The organism is Pedobacter sp. 01T416_2 (assembly GCF_056398925.1).
The window spans coordinates 1-12,301 of the sequence record NZ_JBFTQI010000074.1; the positions used below are offsets into that span (position 1 = coordinate 1).

Annotated in this window: 13 protein-coding genes; 1 reads left to right on the forward strand and 12 read right to left on the reverse strand. The window is 38.1% G+C overall.

The features are described 5' to 3' along the window. From AC1DPQ_RS05125 to yiaA, 12 genes are all read right to left on the reverse strand, one after another. The coding region (locus AC1DPQ_RS05125) for a beta-N-acetylhexosaminidase (protein ID WP_477608245.1) at nt 1-1,104 on the reverse strand (1,104 nt) is incomplete at its 3' end. 335 nt (nt 1,105-1,439) lie between these two features. Further along, nucleotides 1,440-2,084 (reverse strand): hypothetical protein, encoded by a 645-nt coding sequence (locus AC1DPQ_RS05130; RefSeq protein WP_477608247.1) that lies wholly within the window; start codon nt 2,082-2,084, stop codon nt 1,440-1,442. Between the two features lie 33 nt (nt 2,085-2,117). Beyond that, on the reverse strand, nt 2,118-2,720 hold the full coding sequence (locus AC1DPQ_RS05135; RefSeq protein ID WP_477579417.1) for a hypothetical protein: 603 nt from the start codon (nt 2,718-2,720) through the stop codon (nt 2,118-2,120). Then, entirely contained in the window at nt 2,717-3,325 is a 609-nt protein-coding gene (locus AC1DPQ_RS05140) for a hypothetical protein (RefSeq protein ID WP_477579419.1), read from the reverse strand. Before AC1DPQ_RS05140 ends, AC1DPQ_RS05135 begins: the two co-directional genes overlap by 4 nt. 115 nt (nt 3,326-3,440) lie before the next feature. Continuing rightward, nucleotides 3,441-3,821 carry a SpoIIAA family protein gene (locus AC1DPQ_RS05145; protein WP_477579421.1) on the reverse strand — a complete coding sequence of 127 codons (381 nt, stop codon included), beginning with the start codon at nt 3,819-3,821 and terminating at the stop codon, nt 3,441-3,443. A 36-nt stretch (nt 3,822-3,857) separates the two neighbouring features. Then, the gene (locus AC1DPQ_RS05150; protein ID WP_477579423.1) at nt 3,858-4,325 is read right to left on the reverse strand and encodes a hypothetical protein; all 468 of its coding nucleotides are present in this window, start codon (nt 4,323-4,325) and stop codon (nt 3,858-3,860) included. 4 nt (nt 4,326-4,329) lie between these two features. Continuing rightward, nucleotides 4,330-5,724, reverse strand: a complete 1,395-nt coding sequence (locus AC1DPQ_RS05155) for an aldehyde dehydrogenase family protein (protein WP_477579424.1) — start codon at nt 5,722-5,724, stop codon at nt 4,330-4,332. Nucleotides 5,725-5,804: 80 nt separating this feature from the next. Beyond that, on the reverse strand, nt 5,805-6,518 hold the full coding sequence (locus AC1DPQ_RS05160; protein WP_477608249.1) for a gamma-glutamyl-gamma-aminobutyrate hydrolase family protein: 714 nt from the start codon (nt 6,516-6,518) through the stop codon (nt 5,805-5,807). Between the two features lie 115 nt (nt 6,519-6,633). Next, nucleotides 6,634-7,782 (reverse strand): iron-containing alcohol dehydrogenase, encoded by a 1,149-nt coding sequence (locus AC1DPQ_RS05165; protein WP_477579426.1) that lies wholly within the window; start codon nt 7,780-7,782, stop codon nt 6,634-6,636. Between the two features lie 126 nt (nt 7,783-7,908). After that, entirely contained in the window at nt 7,909-9,270 is a 1,362-nt protein-coding gene (locus AC1DPQ_RS05170; protein ID WP_477608251.1) for a glutamine synthetase family protein, read from the reverse strand. Beyond that, a complete protein-coding gene (gene eat, locus AC1DPQ_RS05175; RefSeq protein WP_477579430.1) occupies nt 9,270-10,583 on the reverse strand; it encodes an ethanolamine permease in 1,314 nt (437 codons plus the stop codon). Before eat ends, AC1DPQ_RS05170 begins: the two co-directional genes overlap by 1 nt. Before the next feature lie 196 nt (nt 10,584-10,779). After that, a complete protein-coding gene (yiaA, locus tag AC1DPQ_RS05180; protein ID WP_029278495.1) occupies nt 10,780-11,187 on the reverse strand; it encodes an inner membrane protein YiaA in 408 nt (135 codons plus the stop codon). 168 nt (nt 11,188-11,355) lie between these two features. Between yiaA and AC1DPQ_RS05185 the strand changes: the two genes are divergently transcribed. Further along, on the forward strand, nt 11,356-12,301 hold a 946-nt coding region (locus tag AC1DPQ_RS05185; protein WP_477608253.1), incomplete at its 3' end, for an NAD(P)H-hydrate epimerase.

Sequence of the window (12,301 nt, forward strand, 5' to 3'; positions counted from 1 at the left end):
GTCACCACCCATATGGATGTACTCAAAAGGAAAAAGTTTCGCTACCTGGGTAAGTACCGAATCTAAGAACACGTAAACTTTTTCGTTTGCCGGGCAAAGCGTATTATCAAGTAAAGCTGTTGGAGGCGCACCACGGCTCCAATCCATTATTTTCTCGCCTGAGCGCACTTTATAATTAACGGCATCGGGTGTGCAGGATAATTCAGGGTAAGAAGCGATAATAGCTAAACTATGCCCCGGGACATCGATTTCTGGTAATATGTTTACAAAACGTTCTTGTGCATACTGAACAAGTTCCTTAATATCTTCTTGTGTGTAAAAGCCACCGTAAGTACGGGGTTCATCCGCCGTTGGTGGCGTAAAATCACCAAAAGTCCCGGTTTTTTTAACACTCCATGCACCTACTTCGGTTAATTTAGGCAAGCCTTTAATTTCGATTCTCCAGCCTTCATCATCTGCAAGGTGCAAATGCAACAGGTTAAATTTATAACGCACCATGTCATCAATAAACTGCTTTACTTCTTGCTTAGTAAAAAAATGACGGGCTACATCGAACATTAAACCTCTCCAACCCAATTTCGGATAATCTATTACATCAACGCAAGGCGCCTTCCATTTGATGCCGCTTACCTGTTCTTTACTTTCTATTTCGGCCGGGAAAAGTTGAAGCAATGACTGAACACCATAAAAAATACCCGCAGGCTGGTTAGCTGTAATTACAACCTGAGTAGGGTTAACATTTAGTCTGTAGCCTTCTTTACCGAGTTGAGTATCTTCCTGGGTGTTTAAAATCAGTTTAATAGTAGGGTGACTTGAATTACTTACTGTGCTTACAAATTTCCCTGTAGCGGTAGTAATCCGGTCAGAAAGGTAAGCGATAGATTGTTTTAATTCTCCACTTTTAACAGTCTGGATGGTTACATTTTCTGGYAAGGTAAAAGTACCTGCCTTTTTCATTAAGGATACAGGCTCGGGGATGATGGCAATTGGTGTTTGCACAACCGCGCTTTCGGAATCGCCGATTTCAGTTTCTGTAACAATAGATTGAGCGAAGGTATTGGCTGAAAAAAAACAGCAGGAGATAATCAGGAATAATTTTTTCATTAAAATAATTAAAGCGGGTTAACCGAATAAGTATAATCCGCAATTTATTAAAAAAGATTTTAATAGGAGGTATTTGTGCGGAAGGAAATGTACAAGAAGCAAAGCGCGGAGCGCATAACGTTTGGTTTGGATAAAAATTGTGATTGAATTTATGCCATAATTAGAGATTTGTCAGCCTGAGCGGAGTAGAAGACTTAACCACAAATGGGTTGCATTACTAGGCGATGAGCTAAGTTTACGATGGTTCGTGAAGACACGTAAATTTTTTTGTCATTCTGAACGCAGTGAAGAATCTTTTAGAATAAATAGTGTTGTTTATTGATTCCTTTTTGAGACTATTTTGCCTCAAATCCTTTTAATATCGTTTCAATAACACTATATAAAACTCCCGTATTCCAATCATCTAAATAACTATATCCTTTATTGATATTTGATGGGTTTTGTTTTGAAAAGATGGCAAAATAGGTGCGGTAATTTTTGGTGCCTACATCAGGCCAAAGCAACGACTTTTCTTCTTCCTTAATAAAGTTTGCGGATTTAATTTTGATGCCAGATTCCTCGAAAGTCACATTTGCCAAAATGAATGGTGTTTTTTGACTAAACAGTGCTAAATAATGGTCCACTAACCCATCGAAATAGCTTTCCCATAATTGGTTTAATATTTCGGCATATTGATTATACAAATGGACTTTATTGATGCCATAATAAGAACCGAAACTTATTTTGATCATTTCCCCATCGCTGTTCTTAATCAATAATTGATACTTTCTCCCTACGATAAATTCAAATCCTCTAATCCATTTAATTCCAAAACGGTATTCTAAAGGCTCTTCTTTAGATAAATCAGTTATTGTGGGGACTGATAATTTTTGACTACCAAATAGTATTGATTGTGGCGTAAATRATAAATTTTTAGGCTTTCGATCAAAATAGCTCTGTTTAATTAACCAATTCTTCTGATTGCTATCTGGAGTGATCATGCATTAAATTTATTAATAGTGTAATAGCAAATTTTAGTCTTCTGATTCTACCTTTTTTTGGTTAAATTTCTTAATAAGAGCTGTTAGCATACCTTTTCCTTTTTCCATACGTCTGATTTTTCCAGTATTTTCATCAATGAAATAGTCGATTACCCGCTGGCTGTACTTTTCCTTTCTGAAGATTTCTATGAGATCTGAAATAAGTGTGGCAGGCGTACCAAAAAGGCCTGGCCTCGACCACCAGCCTAATGCAAGTGTGGTGAGCATACTCTTTAAACGAAAACTTTTTGCACATGTTGAACATATGATTTGAAGTTTTTGTTCATGATTATACCAAATCAGGTAGGATATTATCGTATTAAAGGTATAGCCATATAATTCGTTTTCATTGTTACAATGGGTACAAACAGAATTCTTGATCTCGTTAATTAAGTTCGTCCTTTCGACTCCCTCGTAAAGGTTAGTTTCTTCTTCTACAAATTTGATCAGTTTAGTATCTAAATTCCTTTTTATGATTTCATCGTTCAATAAGGCTACAACTTCTTTTCGTAACCCTTTAGCTCCTGAAATAATTTTTAGAATTGTAGTATCATCATACTTTTCATAGTTTTTGCGGATGTCTTCTAAGGGGATCATTGTGTCTTCTTCTTGTAAAGTGTATCGGCAAGTTTAATGGTTTGATCAATTTTGGATGATAAATTTAAAATAGATTTATTACCCGGTAGATTTTCTTTCTGATATTTTTCTATTAATGGTAGTGTTCTAGAAATTTTTAAAGCTAGCGACAAGTCGTTAAGTGATGATGCTTTAGTATCAATCGAACGGGCTAATTTTTTGTATTGAAGAGTTCTTACCTTATATGCTTCCATGTTTTTAGCGATTAAAGCTGTTAAGGTTTTTCTTAAAACGGAGTCTTGAATTTCTTTTACATGGGCATTTGCTGAGACAAAATAATCTTGGTTTTTTTCATCGTAGCTATTGAATTTTTTTAAGGAGTCGCTTTGGCCATCTTCAATTTCCCTAATGTTATCATCAACTTTTTTTAATGCTAAATCTTTAGCTATTATTTCAGCATAAAGGTTGTCGATCAGGTCTTCTCTGCCCCGCTTCGAAACGATATTATAAGATTCTTCATCTGCCAGTGCAGGAGGGGTGTCATCTTTACTTTTTGTAGGCCTTTCTGCATCTTGGCAGGAAAACGCCGTACAGATTAAAAGACAATATGCGATATTTTTTTTCATGAGCGTTAATTATCGGTGAATTTAATAAAATAGCATTAAACGCCTTGAAAATATTGTTTTTCGTTATAGAAACCAAGGTAATTAACCAAAGCAAATTATATTATTAAAGTTTAAATTACAAAAACTTTTTCAACCACTCCATAGCTTTCTCGTCATCCGTAAATGATTTAATTGGGATAGGAGGGGTTTGAAACTTAAAGAGGATCTTCATAATCAATTGGGCTAAACCGGGTTTCGAAACCATCGCCATAGCCGTATAAATTTGAGGCAATTGCTCCGTAGAAAACTTTCGTGTTTCTTTGTCTGGAACAGGAGAATTTTTTAAGTAAATTAACAGTGGAACTTTCTTATTCGCAGTAATTTTCTTCACCAGTTCAACATTGGCCGAAATATTTTCTACCGTACGTAAAATGCTTTTACTGTAAGAAATGAGTATTCCATCATCTGTTAACAAATAATCGGCAATTTCGCCTTCAATAAGTTGTTTGTCTTCCATCAGAATACAGCTAGATTTTTTGACATCGTATTAACATCATTTGTCAGGATTTGTAATCTTATAAATTCTGTTTCTTGTAATCTTCAACTCCAGTAAAATGAATAAAAAATAAATTAAGGATAATATCGTAGTTATTAAAAAAGCTTCGGCATTTTTCTGATTTATTACTACATCTAAAAAAGAAGTGAACAATAAAAGGGAAAGCACCCCTAGAGTAACAGTTGATAGAATAGACAATCTAAATTTATAATATTTTGTAGCTGTTTCTTTAGGGAAGCTTATAATAATCTTTGGGAAAAAACTTTCGAAGGAGGTTTTAATCCGCGTTAATTTTAGATCTTTTTTGCCTTCGTTACCCAAAAAATATTTATCGGTACCAATGTTTGATGTCTCGAAAACAAAATCTAACATCTGACTTCTTTTCAGACTTTTGCTTCTTAATCCTTTTTCCAGATTTTGCTGCTCTGACTCATCGAGAAGATGTATCTTTTTAAAATAGAACATTTTGTTATCCCCTTAAATGATAGCCTTTTGGTTTAGTAAAAGCTCTTAATCCCTGATGCGATAATGTAGCCCCTATGCCCGAATATTTTCTTCCGCTCCAGGGCAGTGCTGCACTCACTCTATCGCAGCAATTCCAATAACCCGAACCCGTGTCAAGCTGAGACAGTATTTTTTCAGCCCTTGCCTGATCGGCTGTATAAACCGATGCCGTTAAGCCATAGTCCGTATCTTTCATCATATTTAAGGCCTCTGCATCGTCTTTCACCTTCATAATTCCGATAATCGGTCCGAAACTTTCTTCCTGCATCACCAGCATATCATTGGTAACATCTGTTAGCACTGTTGGTTCAAAATAATAGCCCTTTCCTGCAATGGCCTTTCCGCCAGTTARTAATGTTGCACCTTTACTTAAGGCATCCTTAATTTGGTTTTCCAATACCAAAATCTGCTCTTTCCGTGTTAAGGCGCCAATATATACACCATCGGTTGTTGGTTGGCCCATTTTCCAGCTCTTAACTTCGGTAACAAAGGCATTTAAGTAATTTTCATAATTTTTCTCATGCACATAAATGCGCTCAACTGAACAACAACTTTGTCCGTTATTGTAAAAAGCGCCATCGGCCGTACCAACTGCAGCAGAAGCAACATCGGTTACATCTTCGGCAATGTACAATGGATCTTTTCCACCTAATTCCAATTGACAGGGAACCATTTTCGATGCTACTTTTTCGTAGATAAATTTTCCTGTTTTATAAGAGCCAGTAAAGAAATAACCATCAAAACCCATTTCTAATAATGCCGCTCCCGTTTCTTTTGCGCCAATAGCGATATGGAAAACATCATCAGGTACCCCTGCTTTTTTTAACATTTTTTCAATCTCGATTCCGGTTAAAGTGGCATATTCTGAGGGTTTGTACATTACAGCATTGCCACTCAATAAAGCTGGGATAAATACATTTACCCCAACAAGATAAGGGTAATTCCAGGCTGAGATATTACAAACTACACCCAGCGGTTCGTATTTAATGATTTCTTTGAGTCCTGGTTCATCGGTCATTATTTCATCGGCCAGGTATTTTTCGGCATTGGTCAACATCCATTTGATGCGGGCTCTTGCGCCATTAATTTCGTTGCGCGATTGTTGGAGTGGCTTGCCTACTTCGCTCGTTAATACCGATGCCAATTCTTCTATGCCAGCTTCTAGTAAATCACTAAACCGAGCAATAGCCGAAATCCTTTCGCCAAGGGTTTTGTTGGCCCACTGTGGTTGAGCTTTTTTTAAAGCATCTAATTTAGTTTGAAGCGTAGATGAGTTATCTTCCGCTAAACTGGTAATAATTTCTGCTGTTGCTGGGTTGATGATCTGCATGTTATTCATTTTCTTACCACAGATTTTCACAGATGAACACAGATTTTTAAAAAGGGTTTAGGGCTAACATCCTAAATTAGCTTAATGACTACAATCTGTGTTTATCCTTTTTATCTGTGGTTGATATTTAACTTTATCGCATTAATAAAAGCCTCATGTATGTTTTTGCTAAAGGGTCCTTGCTGGTCTTTTAACCGTTCGGGATGCCATTGTACAAATAACAGAAAGGATTTTCCTTCGGGTTCCATCCGCTCCATGGCTTCTGTAACACCATCTGGTGATATTGCGCTCACCACCAAACTTTTCCCTGTTTTATCGGTGCTCTGGTGATGGTTACTGTTCACTAAGCCTTTATCTGTATTCACAATCTGGTTCAGCCATGAGGAAGGATTGACGATGATTTCGTGATATCGATCTGATTTATCGTGCATTTTTGAATGATCGAATTTTCCCCAGGCTGGGATATCAGGGATTAAAGTTCCGCCAAAAAATACGTTACCCACCTGCATGCCTCTACAAATGCCTAAAACAGGGACAGAATTGGCTTCGGTATAGGTTAAAACCTTAAATTCAAACTCGTCACGTTTTTCATCAATATCATCTTCATAACAATAAGGATAATATTCAGGCTGATTGTAAAAACGGGGATGAACGTCTTCTCCTCCAGTTAAAACGATACCATTGCATTTTCTGACCTCATCGAAATTGTTGAGCTTGTACCCCAGTTGGATTACCTCCACACTTTTGTTGTAGGATAAAACCCAATCCCGATAGATGTCGAATTTACTACAGTCGGTAACACCAATTATTATTTTATCAGACATATTAATTAATTCCACTGATTTATTTTTTTCCTTTGGGGTGATTACACCGATTTTTAGATTACACTGATTTTAATGGGTTAATAATTCTAAAATCCTATAATCAAGCAATCCTAATCTATAGTGCGGTTAAATACAATTGTTTAAAATCTTCTCTGCTTACCGGTTTAGGATTGTTTGGATGTGCAAAATCTGCAAAGGCTAAATCGGCAAGTGTTTCTATATGTTCATTTTTAACGCCAATATCACTCAATTTATGCGGAATATTCACTTTTGTATTTAAATCGAACAGATATTTTACAACGGCTTCACCATTTTCATCCTTGAGATCCAACGTACGGGCAATTTTTTTAAAACGATCTTCAAAACCAGCAACATTGAACTGCATACCGTAAGGAATATTCACTGCATTAGCCAATCCGTGATGGGTATCTAACAATGAAGAAAGCGGATGCGCAAGTGAATGCACTACACCCAAACCTTTTTGAAAAGCAATTGCGCCCATCATCGAAGCCATTAACATTTTACTGCGGCTTTCTAAATCAGGATTGTTGGTTGCCCGTTCCAAAGCATCTTTGATTAACGAAATTCCCTCCAGCGCGATTCCATCACACATCGGGTGGAAATTTTTAGCCAGATAAGCTTCCATATTATGTGTCAATGCATCCATACCTGTTGCGGCAGTGATAAAGGGCGGCAAATCCATAGTTAACTCCGGGTCTGCAAAGACAATCTGCGCCATTAATTTTGGCGAGAATAGGATTTTTTTCTGGTGGGTTTCATCATCGGCAATAATTGCGCTTCGGCCAACCTCACTTCCTGTACCTGATGTAGTTGGAATGGTGATGAAATGTGGAACATCGTTCGTTACGTAGATATCGCCGCCGATTAAATCATCATACTTGAATAAATCCTCGCGGTGATTAACGCGGAGTACAATTGCACGGGCAACATCTAAAGCTGCACCACCACCAATACCAACTATACTGTCGCGATTGGTAGCATCCCAAACATCAGTACCTTTGTAAACATCACTTTTTACCGGGTTTTTGTGGATGTCGTTAAAAACCTCGACAGCAATACCCTTTGCCTTTAAATCTTCAACAATGGTTTTAAAAAAGGGAAGTTGCGAGATGGTGGGGTCGGTTACAATTAATGGGGCCTTTAAATTGTTCTTGCTTAAGTAGGCGGGTAACTCTTTTACTGCGCCAGCGCCAAAACGGATGGTTGTAGGGAAATTAAACTGATGGATTTTATCAAATATCATGACAATTGTTTTTTGTTACCTTTTGTTTTCTCAAGTTCGCGTTTTGCTGTCACATCTATCCCGAAAACGATTCTGAGTCAAGTTCAGAATGATGGCTATTAATGTTCAGAATAACGATTCTACAAACTAAATAATTTCTAAATATCTTTTTAGCTCCCAATCGGTTACTACTTTAGCATATTGCTTGCATTCCCATTCGCGGGTCATGGTAAAATGATCAACGAAATCTCCGCCCAACAATGCTGCGGCCAGATCAGAATTTTTCATCTTTTGCGTTGCTTCAAATAAATTACGCGATAGTGTGCCGTTCGATAAATCGGTATATCCGTTTCCTTTGGTGGCCGGTTGTTCGAGTTTTAATTTATTTTTAACACCGTACATTCCAGCCGCCAAACAGGCCGAAAGTGCTAAATAAGGATTGGTATCCGAACCCACTATCCGGGTTTCTAAACGCGAAGCCTTTTTGCTTCCTGGTAGCGCACGTAATGCCGTTGTACGGTTATCGATTCCCCATGTTACCGTAGTTGGTGCCCATGCGCCTTCAACTAAACGTTTGTAACTGTTTATGGTAGGGGCAATCATTGGTAAAAGGTATGGAAGGCAATGCAATTGACCAGCGATATAACTTTTCATTATTTCGCTCATTTTATCTGCATCTTTTTCATCATAGAACAAATTGATCTTCTTGTCTGCATCCCAGAGGCTTTGGTGCACATKACCACTGCATCCCGGTAAGTTTTCGCTTATTTTGGCCATAAATGTGGCAAGGATACCGTGTTTATATGCGATTTCTTTTACGGCTGTTTTAAATAATATAGCCTGGTCTGCAGCTTGCAAAGCAGGAGCATATTTGATGGCTGCTTCGTAAACCCCGGGCCCGGTTTCGGTATGCAAACCTTCAATCGGGATATCGAATTTATTTAGCAGTTCGAACAGATCGCTCATAAACTCGTTTCGGTAGGTGCTCCTTAAAATGGAGTAACCAAACATGCCTGGGCTTAAAGGTTTTAAATTAACGAAACCTTTCTCCTGGATTGTTTCCGGCGTTTCCGAAAAATTGAACCATTCAAATTCCTGTGCAAAAAGGGGCGAAAATCCTTCACTTTCGCATTCTGCAATTACTTTCTTTAGCAACTGCCTCGGACAGACAAAATTTGCCTGATCCTGATCGTTAATAAAATCGCCCAAAAAGAACGGCACGTCATTTTCCCAGGGAATTTTCCGAAAGGTACTCAAGTCGATTTTAACCTGTGCATCGGGATAGCCGGTATGCCAACCTGTATATTTTCCGTTTTCATAAGCCACATCACCTGCATCCCAACCAAAGGTAACATCACAGAAACCCAATCGGCCTTCAACCAGGGATGCGAATTTTTCGGCAGCTACATATTTCCCCCTTAAAATACCGTCGATATCGGCAACGGCTAATTTTACTTTTCCAGAAGGATGATTTTTAACATAATCTAGAATTTCTTTGCTCGTATTCATTAATCTGCCTTTTTAAATATTTTATATAGAAGAAATATGCCCAAAACGATACCCGAATAAATTAAACCCAATTTAAGATTATAAATCAGCATTGCGATGAAAGAAACGCAGGAAATAATTAAGGCAATAATGGGAAATAACGGATAAATTGGCGTTTTGAAAGGCCGTGCCATTTCTGGTTTGTTTTTCCTAAGTACCATGACCGAAATCATCGAGATGATGTATAAAGTTAATGCGCCAAATACAGAAATGATAATAATTTCGGCAGTTTTACCTGATAAAAGTGCAATGATACCAATCACCATATTGCCAACTAATGCATTTGCAGGTGTTTGGAATTTAGGAGAAATTTTTCCGAGGATAGCTGGGATACTTTTTACACGGCCCATCTCGTAAGTAGAACGGCCGGCTGCTAAAACCAATCCATGAAAGGAGGCTACCAGGCCAAATAACCCAACCGTGATGAGTAAATGATACATCAGGTGGTTATCGCCTGTGATCATCGAAAGGGCGAGTGGTAAAGGCGAATCRGAGGTTTCGCCCGATTTTCCATTTTTATACACAATGGCTTCCCAACCGCCAATGCCAATGGTGGAGATAAAAACAAGCACACATAAAACAACCAAAGTAAATATGCCCCAACCAAAACCCTTGCCGATATCTCGCTGTGGGTTCTTGGTTTCTTCGGCTACATTTGCAACGCCTTCAATACCCAGGAAAAACCAGATGGCAAAGGGGATGGCAGCAAAAACACCGCTCCAGCCATTCGGGAAATTGTTATTGACCAGGTTTTCTGCATGAAATTTAGGCAATGTAATGCCTGAGAACAATAACAGCTCACCAACGGCCAAAATGGTAATAATTACTTCGAACGAAGCTGCAGCTTTTACACCGTATATATTTAGGGCAGTAAAGATAAAGTACACCGCAATTGCACTGGTAAGAATGGGTACCTGTGGAAAGAAGGCATTAAAATAAGCGCCAATGGCAAATGCAATAGCGGGTGGTGCAAATATAAATTCGACCATTTGGGCAATACCGACAATAAAACCGATGTTTTTGCCCAATGCTGTATTGGCATAATCGAAAACACCACCAGCCTTTGGTATAGCACAGGCCAGTTCGGCATAGCTAAAGCTAAAGGTAACATACATCACCATAATGGCAACCGTTGCAATGGCCATACCCAGTGTGCCACCTTTTTCGAGGCCTAAGTTCCAACCGAAATACATTCCCGAAATCACATATCCAACGCCAAGTCCCCACAACATAAAAGGGGTAAGTGTTTTTTTTAAGCTATCTTTTTGTTCCATTGGCAGGATTTACAAGATTTAAATAGGTTTATATTATTTGCTCGAAAATGATAAACTATTAGCTTCGGTATCTGATGTTTAAAGTAGTAATTATTTTTTAGTTAAGGGGATAATATATTTCGTTTTTGGTTAAAAATAAAAAACCAATGCCTGGGCATTGGTTTTAATAAAATTCGTTAAGAATAAGCTGTTTTGGCTATTCCGAATCGCGGTTTTTATTCACGATCTGGCTGTCTCTCGTATTTTTCTGCACTGTAATGGCACCAAATAAGGAGAGTAAAAAGGCAAAGGCATAAAATCCTTTTTCGCTGGGCAGCAAAGTAGCATTCCACAAACCGATTACCAATAAGGTGATGGTTAAGAGCGTAGAAAACCAACTGATACCATAATAAATTTCAGTAACCGGAATTCCTTCCAATTTATCGCGAACAGCTTTTTGTAAAGAGATTACGGCGAAAAGGCCAAACATCAATACGGTAAAATAATATCCTTTTTCATTAAGAAGCATATCAGAACGCCATAGGCCTACAATAAAGCCGATCATTCCGATACCTAATGCAATCCAGGCAGCTGCCACGAATGCATTCGATGGTTTTTGATTCATTGTTTTGAGATTTAATTTAATTCAATAGACAACGCTAAAGATTGGCAAAAGGTATAAAAATTAAAAGACAGTACCTTAAATTATTTTGGAATACTAGCACCCTGGGTATAAAAAATCAAACAAAATCCCATCTTTGGCATTATAGCTGTATAACCTTATCTTAGTTATATGCGAACATTGCTTACTTCTGCCCAAATGCGTAATGCCGATCAGTTTACGATTGCGAATAAACCAATAGCATCAATCGATCTGTTGGAAAAAGCTGCGAGGGCTTTTGTTCAAACTTTTTTGAGAGATGAGTTCGATACCAATAAAAGCGTAGCTATATTCTGCGGGAAAGGAAATAATGGTGGAGATGGATTAGCCATTGCCCATTTGCTTATCGCTAACGGATACGAGAATATAAAAGTTTACATCATCAACTTCAGTAAAAAACAAAGCGATGATTTTGCCATCAACCTACAACGGATTGAAGAAACGAGATGCAAAAAAACGATTGTCAACCAGGTTTCTGACGTAAAGAATCTGAAAGCCGATTTAATTATCGACGCCATTTTAGGCTCTGGTTTAAATAAACCTTTAAGCGGAGAATATGAACAACTGGTTCAGGTCATTAACAAGCTGAATAAAAAAGTGTATGCAGTTGATGTACCTACTGGTTTTTTTGCGGAAGGCAAGCTGCCTAAAGATTACAACGGTATAAAAGCCTATAAAACAATTTGTTTTCAACGGCCGAAGATTAACTTTTTCTTCCCTGAGTCGGCCATGGCGGCTGAAAAATATGAGGTGGTTGATATTGATCTGGATGAGGCTTTTATCCAAAAACAAGAGGCAGATTTTTATTTGGTGGAAGAAAGTGATATTGAAAAGATCCTGAATCCCCGAAAATTGTTCAGCCATAAAGGTACTTACGGCCACGCATTGATTATCGCGGGAAATACCAATACCATGGGTGCGGCTTTATTGTCTTCGATGGCCTGTTTACACGCAGGGGCGGGATTAACCACAGCCTGTATCCCGCAAAGTGGATTAATCGCCTTAAATACAACCTTACCAGAAGTAATGGCACTACCAAGAGACGAATACACGCGGATAGAGAACCCCAAGAAATATC

What these genes read in the sequence shown, in the direction of transcription:
- AC1DPQ_RS05150 (WP_477579423.1), bottom strand. Translation starts at nt 4,325, where the DNA reads ATGTTCTATTTTAAAAAGATACATCTTCTCGATGAGTCAGAGCAGCAA.
- AC1DPQ_RS05145 (WP_477579421.1), bottom strand. Translation starts at nt 3,821, where the DNA reads ATGGAAGACAAACAACTTATTGAAGGCGAAATTGCCGATTATTTGTTA.
- yiaA (WP_029278495.1), bottom strand. Translation starts at nt 11,187, where the DNA reads ATGAATCAAAAACCATCGAATGCATTCGTGGCAGCTGCCTGGATTGCA.
- AC1DPQ_RS05160 (WP_477608249.1), bottom strand. Translation starts at nt 6,518, where the DNA reads ATGTCTGATAAAATAATAATTGGTGTTACCGACTGTAGTAAATTCGAC.
- AC1DPQ_RS05135 (WP_477579417.1), bottom strand. Translation starts at nt 2,720, where the DNA reads ATGATCCCCTTAGAAGACATCCGCAAAAACTATGAAAAGTATGATGAT.
- AC1DPQ_RS05140 (WP_477579419.1), bottom strand. Translation starts at nt 3,325, where the DNA reads ATGAAAAAAAATATCGCATATTGTCTTTTAATCTGTACGGCGTTTTCC.
- AC1DPQ_RS05165 (WP_477579426.1), bottom strand. Translation starts at nt 7,782, where the DNA reads ATGATATTTGATAAAATCCATCAGTTTAATTTCCCTACAACCATCCGT.